Origin of the sequence: Rhodococcus sp. 06-235-1A, assembly GCF_002258785.1 — a bacterium.
In the GTDB taxonomy this organism is placed as follows: domain Bacteria; phylum Actinomycetota; class Actinomycetes; order Mycobacteriales; family Mycobacteriaceae; genus Rhodococcoides.
In genome coordinates this window covers 323,499-341,450 of sequence record NZ_NOYI01000008.1, presented here as the reverse complement: position 1 = coordinate 341,450, position 17,952 = coordinate 323,499, and the positions used below count along the sequence as shown (strand labels likewise).

The following is a 17,952-nucleotide window of genomic DNA, read 5'->3' as shown; positions in this document are numbered from 1 at the left end:
GCACGTGCGGCGCAGCCGCTCTCACGCTCTAGGGAATCAGGCGCGCGTCTCGGTAGCGCTGGATCACCGAGGCGATGGCATCCGGTGTCGACCGGAAGCCGAGGAAGCCGGCCTTCTTCGACTTGTTCATGTCCGTCAGGCATTCCATGTCGCGGCCGAGGTCGCCGTCGGTGTGCCACCACGACGCGAGGCGTGAGACGTCGCTTTCGACCAAATCGTGCTTGTCGGCGATGCGCTTCCACGCGGCGGCCGCGTCGGACATGCGGGGTTCGAGGGGACGCGGCTCGGTGTCGAAGCCCTCGGGCTCGACGCCGAAGTGCGCGGCGAACTGCGGCCACAGCCAGCGCCAACGGAAGACGTCACCGTTGGCGATGTTGAACGCCTCGTTGTGCGCATTCTCATCGGTTGCGGCCCAGACCATCTGCTCGGCGAGCAGGTCGGCGTCGGTGAGGTCGGTGAGTCCGTTCCACTGGGTTTCGGAGCCGGGAAAGACGAACTTCTCACCGAGTTCCTTGCAGATCGATGCGTACACGGACAGCGTCAGCATCATGTTCATCGCGTTGCCGACCGCGAATCCGGAGATGGTGTGCGCGCGGTGCACGCTCCAGCCGAATCCGAACTTCTCGGCACCGGCGAACAGTTCGTCCTCCTGCGCGTAGTAGAAGTTCGGGGTGTCGAGGCGGTCCTCGGTCTCGTGGAACGGCGTCTCGGCCATCACTGCCTCACCGTAGGCATCGAACGGTCCGAGGTAGTGCTTGAGGCCGGTCATCAACGCGACGTGCTGCACCGAATCGAGGGGGCCGAGAACGTTCAGCACATTGCGTAGGGTCGCCGAGTTGACCTCGATGTTCTCCTGCTCCGAGTCCTTCTTCATCCAGGCGGTGAAGAACACGATCTCGGGGCGAATGTCCTTCAGTGCCTCTTCGAGCGAGGTCACGTCGAGCAGATCCGCAGCCACCGGCACGACGCCGTCGACGGGGGTACTTCCGCTGCGACTCAGTCCGTAGGTGGTCCAGCCTGCATCGAGTGCGGCGTGGCACAGGGCCTGCCCGGAAATTCCGGTGGCACCGACGATCAGCGCGCGCGTGGTGTTCGTAGTCATCGTCACCGGTTACCCATTGCGACCGATGCAACACGTGACACGGCCCTCACCTCAGGGCAAGTACCTGTTGTCCGACGAGCACGAGCGCGCCGACGGCGGAGACGGTGATCGCGATGATGCGCAGGCGTCGACGATCGAGAGCACGATTGACCACTCGAGAGAGCAGGAAACCGAGAACGGTCGCCGGGGCCAGGAACACGAACAGCGTCGCGGTATGGGCGTCCACTGCGCCTGCCACCGCGAGTACCGCCAGCGAGATCAGCGAGCCGACGAGGAAGAAGCAGCTCATGGTGCTGCGCAGTTCGGCTCCGGTGTTGCGTTGCCACACAAGAGCCATCGGGGGTCCGCCGATGGAGGTGGCCGTTCCCAGAATTCCCGACGCGGCCCCGGCCACCACCAGATTTCGTCTGTGCGGCAGCGGAACCCAGCCGAAGGACGTCAGGGCGACGCCACCCAACACCACCAGTGCGAGCAGGATCGCCAGTCCGCGTTCGGGCAGCAGGACGAGCAGCAGTGCTCCCACCGCCGAACCGGGCAGGCGACCGGCGAGCGCCCACCCCGCGCCCGAGAGGTCGAGGGCAGTGCGATCGCGAACCAGGACGAGCACACTGACGACGACGGCGAGCATGATCAGCGTCGCCGGGATGAGGCCGGGGTCGACGATGGCCACGATGGGCGCAGCGAGCATGCCCATACCGAATCCGATGGACGCCTGCATCGCCGATGCGAAGAAGATGGCCAGGGCGACGACGACGAATCCGGTGACGCTCAGGTGTGTCGCCATCACGTCCCGGCAGCGACGAGGCCGAGATTGCCTGCAACGAGCGGATAGTGGCATTCGGCGACGTGATCGGCCTCGTCTGCGTCGAGCGCCACCGGGGGTGCCTCACTGGCGCACAGGTCGGTTGCCTTCCAGCAGCGCGTGCGGAACCGGCATCCCGACGGCGGGTTCAGCGGTGACGGTACCTCGCCCTTCAGCAGGATCTTCGTGCCACGGGTCGACGCGTCGAGCGTGGGTGCCGCCGACATCAATGCCGCGGTGTACGGGTGGGCGGGACGCTCGAATACTGCTTCGGTGGCCCCGGATTCGACGATGCGGCCGAGGTACATCACCGCGACGCGGTCGGCGACGTGTCGGACGACCGACAGATCGTGCGAGATGAACACGTAGGAGATGCCGAGTTGCTTCTGCAGATCGTTGAGCAGGTTGAGCACCTGCGCCTGGACCGAGAGATCGAGTGCCGAGACAGGTTCGTCGCAGATGATCACGTCGGGGTTCAACGCCAGAGCCCGGGCGATGCCGAGGCGCTGGCGTTGACCGCCGGAGAATTCCTGCGGGAATCGGTTCTCGTCGCTCGGTCGAAGGCCGACCAGATGCAGCAGCTCACGCACTCGTGCGGAGCGATCACGCCGAGTCTTGTACAGGCCCTTGTGAGTTCGCCACGGCTCGCCGATGATGTCGCCTGCCGTCATCCGCGAGTTCAGCGAACCGTACGGGTCCTGAAACACCATCTGTACTCGCCGACGCCACGCGAGGAGTTCCTTGCCGCGTAGCCCGAACGGATCGACGCCGTCGAAGGCGACGGTGCCCGAGTCGGGTCGTTCGAGCATCATCAGGGTGCGCGCGAGAGTGGACTTGCCGCAGCCGGATTCGCCCACGAGGCCGAGGGTTTCACCGCGTCGAAGATCCAGGTCGATGGCGTCGAGGGCGCGGAGCTTGCCGCGGCCGACGTCGAAGGTCTTGTTCAGGCCGCGGACGGTCAACAGTTGCTCAGACATGGCTGGATACCTCGTTCGGGAAGTGGCAGGCCGACATGCGGCCGCTGCCGACGGATTCGAGCGGGGGGCGAGTGTTGATGCAGATCTCTCGGGCCAGGGGGCAGCGGGCCTGATAGACGCACCCGTCGGGGATGGAGTGAAGATCCGGTGGGGTGCCGCCGATCGACTTCAGATCCTCACCGCGGACGGCGTGCACGGGTACCGAGTCGAGCAGTCCCTTGGTGTAGGGGTGCCGCGGTGCGCCGAATACCTCGGATACCGGTCCGGTCTCGACGACGTTGCCCGCGTACATGATCGCGACCCGGTCGGCCTCCTCGGCCACCAGGGCGAGGTCGTGGGTGATCAGTACGACGGCCATGTCGTGTTCGGTACGCAATTCCTTCAGCAGAGCCATGATCTGGGCCTGCACGGTGACGTCGAGGGCGGTGGTGGGTTCGTCGGCGAGCAGTACCGACGGGCTCAGTGCCACGGCCATGGCGATCAGCAGGCGTTGACGCATTCCGCCGGAGAACTGGTGCGGGTACGAGTCGGCGCGTGATTCGGGCTCGGGAATGCCCACGCGGGCCATGAGTGCGATCGCTTCCACGCGAGCCTCTTTGGCCGACATGCCCCGGTGGATCCGAAACGGTTCGGCCAGTTGCGTTCCCACGGTGTAGACGGGATTGAGTGCCGTCAGTGCGTCCTGGAAGACGATGGCCAGTTCGGTGGCCGCGATGGTGCGTCGAATCTTGGTCTTGGCGGTCACCAGGTCCACGTCACCGAGTTCGACGGAGCCACCGGTGATGTCGGCGATCGGCTCGAGCAACCCGACGATGGCCTGTGCCGTCATCGATTTGCCGCATCCGGATTCGCCGAGCAGAGCGAGGGTTTCACCGCGGCGGGCGGTGAAGGTGACATTGTCGACGGCGCGAATGACGCCCGACGGGGTACGCAGGTCGACGGTCAGTCCACGTACGTCCAGAGCGACGTTGCCGGTGTCGGGGCGCTGTGGTGCAGTTGCCGGTGCGCTCATGAGACGACCTTTCGTACTGGGAGCAGGCGTGATCGCTTGGAGCGGGGCACATTGAGTCGCCACCGCTGTGCCGGATCGGTGGCGATGCGGGCCCAAGCGGCGAGAACGGTGGCCGAGACGGTCGTCAGCACGATGGCCAGGCCGGGGAAGAAGGAGAGCCACCAGGCGGTCTGCAGGTAGGTGCGGCCCTGCGAGACCATCAGGCCCCAGGAGACGTCCGGTGGCTGAATGCCGATGCCCAGGAAGCTCAATGACGATTCGGCGAGGATGACGAAGCAGAAGTCCAGGGTGGCGACGGTGAGCAGTGTCGGCAGCAGAATGGGGGCCACGTGCCGGCGGATCACCGATCCGCTCTTCGCGCCGAATGTTCGGGCGGCGTCCACGAACAACCGACTCTGCAGCTCGGCCGACTCGGCGCGGGCGGTACGCAGGTAGATCGGGATACGCGTGACCGTCAGGACCAGAACGATGTTCGCGGCACTGGGCGAGAAGACGTACAGCACCACGACGGCCATCAGCAGGGACGGGAAGCTGAGGATGACGTCGGCGACGCGCATCGCCGCGGTCTCGCGCCAACCGCGATGGAAACCGGCCCACATACCGATGAACGAGCCGATGATCGCCGAGAGGATCACAGCCGGAACGGCCACCGAGAGTGTGGTTCTGCTGGCCACGATCAACCGGGCCAGCATGCTGCGCCCCAGCGGATCGGTGCCGAGGATGTTCATCCAGCCGGTGTCGAGGGTGAACGGTGGCAGGTTCGAGCGGTCGAGATCCTGATCGGTTGCGGCATCACCGACCAGCATCGGGCCGAAGATCGCGGTGAGGAAGACCAGCACCAGGATCGCGGCGGCGACGGTGGCGACCCTGTCTCGCAGGAGCAGCTTCCACAGCGGGGCCGACGCCTTGCGGGCTTCCACCGGACTCTGCGGTGGAACATCCTCGGGTTCGGATGTTTTCGGTGCCTCGAAGTCGAGTGACATGTTCTTACCTAGACCTTCACCTTGTCGCGAACCCGGGCGTCGAGCAGTGCATAGCAGGCATCGATGACGATGTTGAGCACGAAGATGCTCACCGCCGTCAACAGCACGGCCGCCTGCAGAACAGCGAAATCGCGCTGCAGGATGGCGTCGATCATCAATTTTCCGATGCCGGGCCAGCCGAAGATGGCCTCGACGACCACCGCGCCGTTGACGAGGCCGACCATCAGGTCACCTGCGACGGTCAGGGCCGGTGCGGCGGCGTTGCGCAGAGCGTGGTGGGTGACGACCCGAAGATCGCCTGCCCCTTTGCTTCTCGCGAGCCGAACGTACGGTGCCGACAGCGCCGAGACCATCGCACCGCGGACCACCTGAGTCAGTACTCCGAGCGGGCGAATGAGCAGCGTGGCGATCGGCAGCACCCAGGAGAGCATTCCGCTGTCCACGCCGGACGTGGGCAGCCAGCCGAACACGATGGCGAAGACGTAGACGCCCATGATGGCGAACCAGAAGTCGGGGATGGATGCGGCCGTCATCGACAGCAGGCTCGAGATGCGATCGGCCAGCGAGTTCGGCCGATACGCAGCCCAGCAGCCGATGATCACGGCGCCGAGGATGGCGAGGAACATCGTCGCGAAGGCGAGCTGCAGCGTTGCGGGGAAGGCGCGCAGTGCCATTGCCGACGCGTCCTCACCGGTTCGGAGCGACTGCCCGAAGTCGAGTTGCACGACGCCTTTGAAGTAGTCCAGCAGCTGCGTCAGCACCGGCTGGTCGAAGCCGTTGGTGGCGCGGAATGCCTCGCGCTGCGCCTGGGTGGCCGACTCGGGTAGGTACAGGCTGGTGGGGTCGCCGGTGAGACGAGCGAGGAAGAACACGCCCAGCAGGACGACGAACAGCGGGATCAGGCTGGTGTAGATCCGTCGGCGCAGAAATCTGAACATGTCAGGGCCTCTCGGTATCGGCGCGGGTCATCGCGGCCAGGTGCATTTCGTCGACCGTGGCCGAGTCCGGCGTGTAGTCGACCGAGGCTGCCTTGGCGAGCACCCCGTTCATGTGTGCGATGTAGGCCATCTGCATGATGTCCTTCGGTTCGTCCGCGAACACCTGCGCGTACGCTGCCTGCCTGTCCTCTCCGGTGAGTGCGCCGGCAGCAGCGATCTCCTTGTCGAAGTCCGCTGTGCCGTAGGCACTCTGGAATCCGTCACTGGTGAAGTACTGGTCGACGGTGAACGCGGAGTCGCCGGCCTGATTGCCGTGCTGAATCACCAGTAGATACGGCCCGACGTCCGGGAACGGACGTTCCTGGTATTCGGCGGTACCGGCGGCGTCCATCATCTCGATCTTGACGTTCATGCCGATCTTGGACAGTGAGTTCTGGATGACCTCCACTGTCTCGTTGATCTTGGGGAACTGTCCGGTGCGTCCGATCAGACGGATCTCGGTATCCACCGGTACCCCGTCTGCCCGTGCCTCGTCGATCAGCGTGCGGGCCTGGTCCATGTCGTAGGGCCACGGCGTCAGGTCCTCGTTGAATCCCACGACACCCTCGGAGATGAGTTGCGCTGCAGGCGAGCCGAGTCCGCGGAAGAGTGCTTTGACGATGCCGTCGCGATTGATCGCGTAGTTGATCGCCTGCCGCACCCGGATATCGTCGAGCGGCGGTTGAGCGGCCTGGATGCGCAGCGCCGTTGTCTCGTTGTTGGGGTACGCCACGCCGAGGTCGCCCGCACCGTCCTCCGGTCCGACCGACGTGGCGATCTCGGCCTCGCCGTTGGTCACCATCGATGCGCGGACGCTGCCCTCGCTGCGCCACTGGTACTCGGCCCTGGCGTACTCGGGTTTCGGGCCCCAGTAGGTCTCGTTCCGTACCAGGGAGAGCTTCTGGCCGTAGTCCCAGCGCTCGATCGCGAACGGCCCCGTTCCGATGGGCTCTCGTACCCGCTCGGTGTAGCTGGCTGTGCGCGGGACCATCTCGACGAACGACAGGCGCAGCGGCAGGATGGGGTCGGGTTCGGGGGACTGCACAGTCAGTGTCATCGGGTCGACGGCCGTGACCACCAGGTTCGCGTCGCCGAACACGTACCCCTCGACGTTGCAGCCCAGTTCCGAATTGACTGTGCGGTCGATGGAGAACGCGGCGTCCTCGGCTTCGAAGGGGCTCCCGTCGCTGAACGTCACGCCGGGGTGGATGGCGAACGTCCATTCGGTATCGGAGGTTTGTTCCCACGAGTCGGCGAGCTTGGGTTCGAGGTCGCCGGTGCTGGGATTGCGCTCCATGAGCGGCTCGGTGATGTTCGAGCGAGTGACGACTCCGACCGACGTGAGCGAGACGTCGCAGGCTTCGAGGGTCGGAGGTTCCTGGGGCAGGACGATGCGCAGAGTATCTGCGCGGGCGGCTCCACCGTTGTTGGAGTTGGCGACGGTGCAGCCGCTGGCGATCAGTGAAAGTGACAGTGCGCCAACAGCAATTGCGGCGACGCGGTGGGTCCGTCCCTGCTGCACGAAGAGTGCAGGGCTCATGGTGGCCTCCAGTGGGAAAAGGATCCGCGTCTGCGAGTCGCAGCCGAATCTGTGACGGTAGACACACGGTATGAGCGGGCTGTCTTCATCGTCAACCGGACGAAATGCCCTTTCCGGCCAGTTTTGTGGGTCACAAAGACAGTTGTGATGAGGCCTGAATCACATCTGTAGGGGGCTGACCAGGCCGGATATGGGGAAGGCTGGACAAGCCTGCATCGGCAATGCGTCGTTCATGCCGTTTGGGTATCGGTCCATGTTATTTCCGTGTTGGACAGGTATTCGAGAAGCGGCATACCGTACAGGAAACGCGCACGTTCCACCATCTCGCGAGGAGAACAATGGTCACCGTCAGCTCGCAGAGTTCCTCTGTGTCTCAACCGGATTCGCAACAGGGCGGTCGGGTGCTCCGCGTCGGACCGCTCAAGCCGTCGCTGATGGACACGTTGGTCGCCGAGTACGACGCGCTGGAACTGCCCGAAGGGGATGGCCGCGACGAATTCCTCGATGTGCACGGCGAATCGATCACCGCAGTTGTGACCTCCGGCCGCACCGGGGTCGATGCCGCGCTGATGGAACGGTTGCCGCAGCTCGGAGCTGTGGTGAACTTCGGCGTCGGATACGACACCACCGATGTCGACGCCGCAGCCGACCGCGGGATCGCCGTCAGCAACACCCCCGACGTGTTGACCGACTGTGTGGCGGACCTCGCCGTCGGTCTGGTGATCGACACCATGCGTGGGCTGCCCTCCGCCGAAAGGTTCGTGCGTGCCGGCCGGTGGCCGGCCGAGGGCAACACGCCACTGACGCGTCAGGTCACCGGCAAGCGCGTCGGAATCATCGGACTCGGCCGCATCGGTTCGGCAATTGCCGATCGGCTCAGAGGATTTCGCTGCGAGATCTCGTACCACAATCGCAACGAGATCGACGGTTCGCCTTACGTCTACGCGGCCAGCCCAGCAGCGCTCGCCGAGAACGTCGACGTCTTGATCATCGCCGCGTCGGGCGGCTCGGGAACTGCGCATCTGGTCGACCGCGCGGTGCTCGAAGCGCTGGGGCCGCAGGGGTATCTGATCAACGTCGCACGCGGAAGCGTCGTCGACGAGGAGGCGCTGATCGAGTTGCTCGCCGCGGGGCAGCTGGCCGGAGCCGGTCTGGACGTCTTCGCCCACGAACCGAACGTGCCCGACGCCCTGCTGGGGATGGACAACGTGGTGCTGCTGCCGCACGTGGGCAGCGGGACGGTGGAGACGCGGGCCGCGATGGAAGCACTGACGCTCGAGAACCTCGATCGCTTCCTGGCCGACGGCACCCTCGTCACGCCGGTGACGAAGTGACCGTCGTCGTCGGCTACTCGCCGACCATCGAAGGAAAAGGCGCGCTGCCCTTCGCTTTTCGTGAGGCGCACATGCGTGGAACGGACTTGCTCATCGTGGCCGAGGACAACAGCGCAGCCGACGCCGACTTCGCTGCCACCGTCGAATCGGCCCGCGAGGAGACGGCGGCCGTCGGTGTCACGACGAAAATTCACGACAACGAGGCGGGCCGCTCGCACGCCGACAATCTGATCGACCTGTCGTTCGACGAGCAGGCTCAGCTGGTCGTGATCGGAATCCGGCGTCGATCGCCCGTGGGAAAGTTGTTCATGGGCAGCATCTCTCAGCGCGTTCTCCTCGAGGCGCACTGCCCGGTGACGGCCGTCAAGCCGCCGGTGGGATTGCCGCGGTAACTGTCACGACCACTCCCGCGTCGGCAGCACATCGGTCATGAAGCGGTGCAGTGCTGGGTTGTCGTTGTCCACGCGCCAGGCGGCGTCGAGTTCCACGGGTCGTTCCTTCACGGTCCGAACCGGCCGAAACACAACACCTTCCGGCCGCATGGTCGACGCGGACTCCGGTACCAATGCCAGTCCGATCCCGGAGCGAACGAGCACCAGCATCGTGTGCACCTGGGTCACATACTGCACGTAACGCGGGGTCACCCCGACGATGGTGAACGTGCTGATGAGCAACTCGTGGAAGTACCGGGCGTCGACGGGCGAGTACATGATGATCGGCTGCTCGTCGAAGTCCTCCACCGACAGTTCGTCCTTCTCGGCCAGCGGATGAGTGTCGGGCATCGCCGCGATCAAGGATTCGTGCAGCACCGGCCGGGACGCGATGCCCGGTCGCTTGAGCGGCGGCCTGGCCAACCCGAGATCGATATCTCCGACGGCCAAGGATTCCATCTGTACCGCCGAGACCATCTCGCGCAGAACGAGTTTCACATCCGGAAGCTTGTCGCGCGCGGCGTCGAGCAATTGCGGGAGCACCGCATGGGCCGAGGCGCCGGTGAATCCGACGACCACCGTCCCCAAGTCGCCGGTGGGTACGCGACGGACGGTGAGCAGTGCGCCCTCGGCGAGGTCGAGGATGCGTCGGGCCTCGGGGAGAAAGGCCAACCCCGCGGCCGTCAACGTCACCGACCGGCTCGTGCGGTCGATCAACTGCACGCCGACTTCGCTCTCGAGCTGTTGGATCTGCCTGCTCAGAGGTGGCTGCGTCATGTGCAGCCGTTCGGCAGCGCGGCCGAAGTGCAACTCCTCGGCGACGGCGATGAAGCAGGAGAGCCTGTTGAGCGAGAACATCGATTCATTCCTTGCATCGCGGAGTGAGTTTTGTTGTGCCTCTGTATATGAATCTAGCTCACCGGCTGGGCCCCGACGATTGACAACCTTCTCTCCGGTAAGAGTAGAGTTGCCCGCGGAGTGGACGCCCTACCTGTCGCAGTCCCTCGCACCCATCGAACGGAGTCGTCGTGTCTCGAGCTGCCCAGGTGCCTGTCACCGCCGTCGAAGACGTCTCGGTGCTGGGTGCGTTGCGCTCACCGAGGCGGCTCAAAACAGAGGTTCTTGCGGGCCTGGTGGTGGCGCTGGCGCTCATTCCCGAAGCCATTTCGTTCTCGATCATCGCCGGGGTCGATCCGCGCGTCGGGCTGTTCGCGTCGTTCACGATGGCGGTCACCATCTCCATCGTCGGTGGCCGTCCGGCGATGATCTCCGCTGCGACCGGTGCCATCGCACTGGTCGTGGCCCCGCTGGCTCGGAATTACGGCATCGACTACCTCATTGCGGCGGTGATCCTCGGCGGAATTCTGCAGATCGTGCTCAGCGTCCTGGGAGTCGCCAAGTTGATGCGATTCATCCCGCGCAGTGTCATGGTCGGATTCGTCAACGCGCTGGCGATCCTCATCTTCTCCTCGCAGATCCCGTACCTGATCGGTGTGCCGTGGTTGGTCTACCCGATGGTCGCCGCGGGCCTGGCCATCATGTTCTTCCTACCCAAGCTCACCACCATCGTGCCGGCACCACTGATCGCGATCGTGATACTGACCGGCGTCACACTCGTCTTCGCGCTGGCCGTGCCGGATGTGGGTGACGAAGGAGAACTGCCGTCCTCGCTGCCGTCGTTCCTGATCCCGAATGTGCCGTTCACGTTCGACACGCTGAGCATCATCGCCCCGTTCGCACTCGCCATCGCCCTGGTCGGCCTGCTCGAGTCGCTGATGACAGCCAAGCTCGTCGACGACATCACCGACTCGCACTCGAACAAGACCCGCGAGGGTTGGGGGCAGGGTGTGGCGAATCTGGTCACAGGGTTCACCGGCGGCATGGGCGGCTGCGCGATGATCGGCCAGACCATGATCAACGTCAAGGTCTCCGGTGCTCGCACTCGTATCTCGACGTTTCTCGCCGGTGTCTTCCTGCTGATCCTGGTGGTCGGTCTCGGCGATATCGTCGCGCTGATCCCGATGGCCGCGTTGGTCGCGGTGATGATCATGGTCTCGATCGGAACTTTCGACTGGCACAGTGTCAACCCGAAGACGTTGCGCCGCATGCCCAAGAGCGAGACCCTCGTCATGGTCGCCACCGTCGCGGTCACCGTCGTCACCCACAACCTCGCGTACGGCGTCGTCGTCGGAGTGATCACTGCAATGGTGCTGTTCGCTCGCAGGGTCGCCCATCTGACCGAGGTGGTCGACGTGGCACATCCCGACGAGGACACCCGCGTCTACGCGGTGAAGGGCGAGTTGTTCTTCGCGTCGAGCAACGATCTGATCTATCAGTTCGACTACGTCGGAGATCCGAAGAACGTCGTCATCGACATGTCCGAGTCGCACATCTGGGACGCATCGACAGTGGCGACCCTCGACGCCATCACCACCAAGTACGCGGCCAAAGGAAAGACCGTGGAGATCGTCGGCTTGAACGCGCCGTCGACCGAGCGGCACGATCGTCTCAGTGGAAACCTGGGCGGCGAGCACTGACTAGGGTGGTTGGGCGGGCGAGGAGAGGCGGCACATGGCAGACGACGGCGTACACATGCAGATCGGGCAGGTAGCTCAGAAAACCGAGCTGTCCATCCGCACCGTCCGTCACTACGACGACGTAGGCCTGGTCACGCCCTCTGCCCGCTCCGCAGGTGGATTTCGGTTGTACACCGAGACCGACGTCGAACGCCTGCTCGTCATTCGCCGGATGAAGCCACTCGACTTCACGTTGGCCGAGATTAAACAGCTACTGGAATCCCTCGACATCCTGGGTGACGAGAACGCGGCCGACGATGCTCGATCGTCGGCCGCGGCGTTCGTTCGCGAGTGCCACACCAAGGCCGAGGACAGCTGCCGCACGTTGCGGCGGCAGCTCGCCTACGCCGAGGAGCTGACCGAGGTGTTGTCGACTCGGGGTGCAGCGGCGCAGATCTAGCCGTCGACGACAACCGGGACGATGAGGGGCTGACGTCCCAGGGTTTGCTTGGCCCACCGGGCCGATTCCTGGACGATGCGCTTCTCGATGTGCTCTCGCGAGGCAACGTTGACGTCGCTCTCGCGGGTCAGAGTCTTACCGATCGCCGTGGCCAACGAGTCGAAAGCGTTGGCCTCGTGCGCGAATCCGCGTCCGATGAAGTCGACGTCGTCGACCAGCAGGCCAGTGTCGGGATCGACGATCGCGATGACGGTCAGTACGCCCTCGTTCGCCAGCAAGCGACGCTCGGCCAGCGAATCCTCGGTAACCCCACCGACGGCACTGCCGTCGACGTAGATCAGCTCGATAGGAACGCTTCCGGTGATCTGCGCGACACCGTCGAACAGGTCGATGACGCTTCCGTTCTCGGCGATCAGCACGCGATCACGAGGTACGCCGGTCCTGATCGCGAGATCGGCATTGGCGCGCAGGTGTCGCGCCTCACCGTGTACGGGAAGCACATTGGCGGGTTCGAGAATGTTGTAGCAGTAGACGAGCTCGCCTGCGCTGGCGTGGCCGGAGACGTGCACCTTGGCATTTCCCTTGTGCACCACGCGTGCACCCTTCTCGACGAGACCGTTGATGACGCGGTAGATCGCGTTCTCGTTTCCGGGTATCAGGCTGCTGGCCATCAGCACGGTGTCGCCGTCGCCCACCTTGATCTGGTGTTCGCCCGAGGCCATCCGCGACAGTGCGGCGAGGGGCTCGCCCTGCGAACCGGTGCAGATCAGCGTGATCTTGTTCGCCGGAAGCCTGTTGAGCTTCGGTAGGTCCACGACGAGCCCGTCGGGTACATCGAGGTAACTCAGATCGGTCGCAATCTTCATGTTGCGCACCATCGATCGCCCCACGAACGCAACCTTGCGGCCCTGCGCATGCGCGGCGTCGAGTACCTGCTGGATTCGGTGTACGTGACTGGCGAAGCTCGAGACGATCACGCGCCCCGTTGTTTCGCGGAACACCTTCTCGATGGCCGGGACCAGATCGCGCTCCGAGACCATGAACCCGGGAACTTCGGCATTGGTCGAGTCGACGAGGAGGAGATCGAGCCCTTCCTCTCCGAGGCGGGCGAAGCTACGGAGGTCGGTGATCCGACCGTCGAGCGGAAACTGATCCATCTTGAAGTCGCCGGTGTGCAGCACCAGGCCGGCGTCGGTACGGATGGCGATGGCGAGACCGTCGGGGATCGAATGGTTGACGGCGATGAACTCGAGCTCGAACGGGCCTTCCTGACGCGTTTGCCCTGCTTCGACCTCGATCAGCGTCGTCGAGACCTTGAACTCGTCGAATTTGGCAGCCAGGAAGTGCAGCGTCAGCCGCGACGAGATGACGGGGATGTCGCCCCGCTCGCGCAGCAGGTAGGGGACGCCGCCGATGTGGTCTTCGTGTCCGTGGGTGAGGACGATCGCGACGACGTCATCGAGACGATCGCGGATGCAACTCCAGTCGGGGAGGATGACGTCGACGCCGGGCTGGTGCTCTTCGGGGAACAGGACGCCGCAGTCGACGATGAGCAGTTTTCCGTCGTATTCGAACACGGTCATGTTCCGGCCGATCTCGCCGAGACCGCCGGTTGCGATCACTCGAAGGTGCCCGGCCTGGAGTGCGGAAGAGGCTCGCTTTCTCGGAGCGGCGGGGGATTTCCGGTTACGTGGTGATCGCGACATGCGTCCAACGCTACGGGGGCCCCTCGACCTGGCGTCGACCCCGGTCCTAAGATCGCGACGCCATTGCGGAATCACGCATCATCACTTTAAAGTGATGACACGCGTCATCGGATTGCGTCTCGTGCGAGAGGGGTTCGTCAGCATGCATGTTCACAGTGTGGTCATCATCGGCAGCGGCTTCGGTGGCCAGTGCGCCGCCAAGGCCTTGCTCGATCGCGGGATCGACGACTTCGTCATTCTCGAGAGGCGTCCTTTCCTCGGCGGCACCTGGAAGCAGAATCGCTACCCGGGCGCAGCCGTCGACGTGCAGAGTCCGCTGTACTCGATCGCGTCGGAGCCCTTCGAGTGGTCGCGCATGTTCGCCGAACGCGAGGAGCTGGAGCGGTACACCGACCACGTGCTCGAATCGAACGGTCTGCCGGCTCGTACGCATGTCGACACCGACGTCCGGAAGATCGAGTGGGCGGGCGATCACTGGTCGATCTCCACCTCACGCGGCGATTACGCGGCGAAGTTCGTCGTCAACGCGTCGGGACCACTCAGTACACCCGTCGTACCGCCGTTCCCCGGACGGGAGAAGTTCCAGGGCACCCAGTTCCACACCAACGACTGGCACACCGAGTACGACCACGCGGGCAAGCGCGTCGCGATCGTCGGTAGTGGTGCCAGCGCCGCGCAGGTGATTCCCGCGATCCAACCCGATGTAGCGCAGCTGCACGTCTTCCAGCGCACCCCGCACTGGGTGATGCCACGTCACGATCGCGAATTCACGCCGTTGCAGCGCAGGCTGCTGAAGTTGGAACCGATCCGCAGGCTGGTCCGCGCGGGGATCTACTGGAGTCTCGAAACTCGCATCCTCGGCTTCAAGTACTCACGGACGATGTTGAAGGCGGTGGCACAGCGAACTGCGGTGAAACACATCGAGTCTCAGATTCCGGATTCCGAGCTTCGAGCGAAGGTCACCCCGGACTACGTCATCGGGTGCAAGCGGGTTCTGCTGTCCAACACGCTCTATCCCGCGCTGGGGCGGGCGAACGTCACTCTGCACGACAAGAACGACGGCATCTCGGAGATCACCGAAACCGGAATCGTCACCACCACCGGCGAACACGTCGATGTCGATCTGCTGGTGTGGTCCACCGGTTACGACGCAACCGACGGCGTCATCTCGTACCCGGTCATCGGCCGCGACGGCCGGGCCCTGTCCGACGTCTGGGATCCCTACCCGCGCGCCTACCTCGGCACCACGATTCCCGGCTTTCCCAACCTGTTCGTCGTCACCGGACCGAACACGGGCATCGGGCACACTTCCGCGATCTTCCTCATCGAGGCGCAGATGGAATACATCGTGCGGGCCATCGACGCCGTCCGACAGGTGGGTGCGACCGCCATCGAGGTCACCGCTGCCGCGGAGCAGGAGTACACCGACACAATTCATCGCGAGATGGAAGGCACCGTCTGGAAGGACGGCGGCTGCCACAGCTGGTACCAATCCAAATCCGGGCACGTGGTCGCCATGTTCCCGGGATTCAGCTTCACGTTCCGCCGCTGGGCCAAGCGTTTTCGACCGGAAGCCCATCACATCCACCGGTCGTCCACCGAGGTGACGACGAAAGACGAGGTCTCGGCATGAGCAAGCACACCGGACAGGTAGCGCTGATCACCGGAGCGGCAGGCGGCATCGGTTCCGCCGTGGCGACCGCACTGCATCGACGCGGTGCCTCGATCGTTCTGGTCGACATGGAGTCGACCGATCTCGAGTCGGTGGCGGCGAAGCTGGGCAACCAACGCGTGGCAATCGCCTATGCCGACGTCACCGTGCGGGAGCAGCTCGACGCGGCCGTCGCGACCGCGATCGACACCTTCGGCAAGCTCGACGTGGTGATGGCAAACGCCGGAATCTCCAGCGGTGCCAGGGCATCGACCGTTCGGTCGATAGAGGACGGAGTGTTCGAGCGGGTGATCGGCGTCAACCTGATCGGCGTGTGGAACACGGTGCGTGCCGCCCTTCCTCACATCGTCGAGTCCGGGGGCTACGTGCTGCTCACCTCGTCCACGTACGCGTACCTCAACGGCCTGGCGAATGCGCCGTACGCGGCATCGAAGGCGGCGGTCGAACAGCTCGGTCGTGCTCTGCGTGCGGAACTCGCCGGCACGAAGGCGACAGCGGGGGTGCTGTATCCGGGGTGGGTGGCAACTCCGATCGCCGAGGTCGCGTTCGGCGGCGACGACGTCGCGACGGCCATGACAGCCCGCGCCTTCCCCACGCCGCTGCTCCGCCCGATCACCCCCGACAAGCTCGCCCGCGTGGCCGTTCGAGGTATCGGACGGCGGGCTGCGCGTATCACCGTGCCCGGTCGCTGGATTCCGATCTCGATACTGCGCGGCATCGTCAACCCGATCATGGACGCCGCGATGGAGCGGGACGCCGAATTGATCCGTCTGACTGCCGAACTGGATGCCCGACGCTCATGAGCACGGTGTCCGAAGCGGCCGGCCGCGCCTACGGCGGTGAGAGTGCTTCCGACCGTGACGACCGGCGACGCAGACAACTGCTGGACGCGGGACTGCGCGTCTTCGGCAGCGTAGGGTACCGAGCCGCGACCGTCCGTGGACTGTGCCGCGAGGCAAAGATCGCCGACCGCCACTTCTATCAGTATTTCGACAAGACCGAGGATCTCCTGCTCGCTGTCTACGCAGAATGCATTGCGCGACTGACGGACTCGGTGTCCGAGGCTATGGCAGAGGTGGATCCTGACAGTGGTCTCGGGGCTGTTGCGAAGCAGTTGCTCGAACCGTTCTTTCAGGTTGTCGAAGACCCGCATCTGGCGCGCGTGGTGTGGATGGAGGTGCTCGGTGTCAGCCCTCGTGTCGAGCAGACGTATCTGACGGTGATGCAGCAATTCGGGACACTGCTGCTCGGTTACCTCCGCACGTTCGCGGGCGACGTACCGTCGGGGCCCGATATGGATGTCGACCTGCTTGCGACCGCCGCCATCGGCGGCATCAGCCACACCGCGATGACGTGGTATCAGAACGGATATGTCGCAGAGCGTCGCATCGTCGTGGGCACCATCGCGACCATGCTCACCAATATCGTTGCGCCGCTGACGAACACAGTGTCCGAGAAGCGGGTGAATTAGCGCACCGGAACAGTCCTCTTCAGGAACTCGAGCTGCTCGGCGACGATGACCGGGAACAACGGCTGCACGTACGGGTCGAAATGACCACCCTTGTGGATGTGCACGGTCACGTCGGAGATCTTGCGCGCGACTTTCTCTGCCACCGCCGCTGGAGTGACGGCGTCCTCGGACATGATCTGCATCAGGACCGGGCATGCGATGTCCGACGCGGTCTTGCCCGGCGAGTACAGCCCGATACGTAGAAGAACCCGTGCGGCAACGGTTTCCGGGTAGTCCCCGGCCTTCAGTCCGGACTCGGCGAGGAGCAGGTCGCGCCCGGGCGCGGCGTCGGGAGTGGACATGACCGCGACGTCCCCTGGGGCGCCCACTGATTCGACGTAGCGAGGGGAGCGTCCGAGCAGTGCGCGGATCTGGTCGACCACGGCAGATGGAGCAACTCGAATGGTGCGCCGAAGTCCGGTCGCACGCACGGCAGCCAATCCGTCGACGTGCGGAACCTGTGCGATCACGGCGGCGAAATTCTCACCCGTACCCGCCCGGGTGAGCACGTGCCCGCCGGCGAAGGAGGTACCCCAACCGACGATGCGAGCGGAGTCGATGCCGTCCAGGGTCCGGGCGTACGCGACGGCGTTGGTCCAATCGACGAGCTGCTTACCGATGTCGAGGAGTTGGCGCGGCTGTCCGTCACTGTCGCCGAAATGGCGGTAGTCGAAGACGAGAACCGTGTAGCCGGCACGGGCGAACACCTCGGCGTAGGCATACAGGCGTACTGCGCGCGGGGTGCCGAATCCATGGGCCATGACCACGGCAGGAGCATCGGCCGACGTGCCGGTCGGTCGATACACCGCGACCGCGCAACGAACGCCCTCCGAATCGAACCATTCGTCGGTACGGCGGTATTCGGGCTGGTCGTCGGCGCTCATTCGGTCGTCCTTTTTCGGGTCCTTGATCGGCATTCAAGAAGCTAGC

General features: G+C 64.6%; 17 protein-coding genes. 7 read left to right on the top strand and 10 right to left on the bottom strand.

Features of this window, described 5'->3' with window-relative positions; all coding sequences use genetic code 11:
- Positions 1–28: 28 nt before the first annotated feature.
- The 7 genes from CH275_RS06485 to CH275_RS06455 are packed head-to-tail and all read right to left on the bottom strand — an operon-like array spanning position 29 to position 7,393.
- A complete protein-coding gene (locus tag CH275_RS06485; RefSeq protein ID WP_094676433.1) occupies positions 29–1,102 on the bottom strand; it encodes an SDR family oxidoreductase in 1,074 nt (357 codons plus the stop codon).
- A 46-nt stretch (positions 1,103–1,148) separates the two neighbouring features.
- A complete protein-coding gene (locus tag CH275_RS06480) occupies positions 1,149–1,886 on the bottom strand; it encodes a sulfite exporter TauE/SafE family protein (RefSeq protein ID WP_094676285.1) in 738 nt (245 codons plus the stop codon).
- Positions 1,886–2,881 carry an ABC transporter ATP-binding protein gene (locus CH275_RS06475; RefSeq protein WP_094676283.1) on the bottom strand — a complete coding sequence of 332 codons (996 nt, stop codon included), beginning with the start codon at positions 2,879–2,881 and terminating at the stop codon, positions 1,886–1,888. The genes CH275_RS06480 and CH275_RS06475 overlap by 1 nt, the downstream gene beginning before the upstream one ends.
- Positions 2,874–3,893, bottom strand: a complete 1,020-nt coding sequence (locus CH275_RS06470) for an ABC transporter ATP-binding protein (RefSeq protein ID WP_094676281.1) — start codon at positions 3,891–3,893, stop codon at positions 2,874–2,876. Before CH275_RS06470 ends, CH275_RS06475 begins: the two co-directional genes overlap by 8 nt.
- Complete coding sequence (locus CH275_RS06465) at positions 3,890–4,876, bottom strand: ABC transporter permease (protein ID WP_094676279.1); 987 nt, start codon at positions 4,874–4,876, stop codon at positions 3,890–3,892. The genes CH275_RS06470 and CH275_RS06465 overlap by 4 nt, the downstream gene beginning before the upstream one ends.
- Positions 4,877–4,884: 8 nt before the next feature.
- On the bottom strand, positions 4,885–5,814 hold the full coding sequence (locus CH275_RS06460; RefSeq protein WP_032377499.1) for an ABC transporter permease: 930 nt from the start codon (positions 5,812–5,814) through the stop codon (positions 4,885–4,887).
- 1 nt (position 5,815) lies between these two features.
- Positions 5,816–7,393 carry an ABC transporter substrate-binding protein gene (locus CH275_RS06455; protein WP_032405208.1) on the bottom strand — a complete coding sequence of 526 codons (1,578 nt, stop codon included), beginning with the start codon at positions 7,391–7,393 and terminating at the stop codon, positions 5,816–5,818.
- Positions 7,394–7,731: 338 nt separating this feature from the next.
- Here CH275_RS06455 and CH275_RS06450 point away from each other — a divergent pair, with 338 nt between their 5' ends.
- Positions 7,732–8,727 (top strand): 2-hydroxyacid dehydrogenase, encoded by a 996-nt coding sequence (locus CH275_RS06450; protein WP_179276012.1) that lies wholly within the window; start codon positions 7,732–7,734, stop codon positions 8,725–8,727.
- Positions 8,724–9,119 carry a universal stress protein gene (locus CH275_RS06445; RefSeq protein WP_094676277.1) on the top strand — a complete coding sequence of 132 codons (396 nt, stop codon included), beginning with the start codon at positions 8,724–8,726 and terminating at the stop codon, positions 9,117–9,119. Before CH275_RS06450 ends, CH275_RS06445 begins: the two co-directional genes overlap by 4 nt.
- Positions 9,120–9,122: 3 nt before the next feature.
- Here the strand turns inward: CH275_RS06445 and CH275_RS06440 are convergent, their stop codons facing one another.
- Entirely contained in the window at positions 9,123–10,016 is an 894-nt protein-coding gene (locus CH275_RS06440; protein WP_094676275.1) for a LysR substrate-binding domain-containing protein, read from the bottom strand.
- Positions 10,017–10,186: 170 nt separating this feature from the next.
- On the opposite strand from CH275_RS06440, the gene CH275_RS06435 reads away from it, so the two are divergent.
- Together CH275_RS06435 and CH275_RS06430 are read left to right on the top strand one after the other, a co-directional pair.
- Positions 10,187–11,695 carry a SulP family inorganic anion transporter gene (locus tag CH275_RS06435; RefSeq protein WP_306436936.1) on the top strand — a complete coding sequence of 503 codons (1,509 nt, stop codon included), beginning with the start codon at positions 10,187–10,189 and terminating at the stop codon, positions 11,693–11,695.
- 34 nt (positions 11,696–11,729) lie between these two features.
- Positions 11,730–12,134 (top strand): MerR family transcriptional regulator, encoded by a 405-nt coding sequence (locus tag CH275_RS06430; protein WP_094676273.1) that lies wholly within the window; start codon positions 11,730–11,732, stop codon positions 12,132–12,134.
- Here the strand turns inward: CH275_RS06430 and CH275_RS06425 are convergent.
- Positions 12,131–13,840, bottom strand: coding sequence for a ribonuclease J (locus CH275_RS06425; RefSeq protein ID WP_256990881.1), 1,710 nt, complete (start codon positions 13,838–13,840; stop codon positions 12,131–12,133). The two genes, CH275_RS06430 and CH275_RS06425, sit on opposite strands and share 4 nt — an antisense overlap.
- Before the next feature lie 94 nt (positions 13,841–13,934).
- On the opposite strand from CH275_RS06425, the gene CH275_RS06420 reads away from it, so the two are divergent.
- From CH275_RS06420 to CH275_RS06410, 3 genes are read left to right on the top strand one after another with little or no spacing between them, the layout of a single operon-like run.
- Positions 13,935–15,473, top strand: coding sequence for a flavin-containing monooxygenase (locus tag CH275_RS06420; protein ID WP_256990880.1), 1,539 nt, complete (start codon positions 13,935–13,937; stop codon positions 15,471–15,473).
- Positions 15,470–16,315, top strand: a complete 846-nt coding sequence (locus tag CH275_RS06415; RefSeq protein ID WP_094676269.1) for an SDR family NAD(P)-dependent oxidoreductase — start codon at positions 15,470–15,472, stop codon at positions 16,313–16,315. The genes CH275_RS06420 and CH275_RS06415 overlap by 4 nt, the downstream gene beginning before the upstream one ends.
- Positions 16,312–16,983 carry a TetR/AcrR family transcriptional regulator gene (locus CH275_RS06410; RefSeq protein WP_094676267.1) on the top strand — a complete coding sequence of 224 codons (672 nt, stop codon included), beginning with the start codon at positions 16,312–16,314 and terminating at the stop codon, positions 16,981–16,983. The genes CH275_RS06415 and CH275_RS06410 overlap by 4 nt, the downstream gene beginning before the upstream one ends.
- Here CH275_RS06410 and CH275_RS06405 read toward each other — a convergent pair.
- Positions 16,980–17,906 (bottom strand): alpha/beta hydrolase, encoded by a 927-nt coding sequence (locus tag CH275_RS06405; RefSeq protein WP_094676425.1) that lies wholly within the window; start codon positions 17,904–17,906, stop codon positions 16,980–16,982. The two genes, CH275_RS06410 and CH275_RS06405, sit on opposite strands and share 4 nt — an antisense overlap.
- Positions 17,907–17,952: the final 46 nt, after the last annotated feature.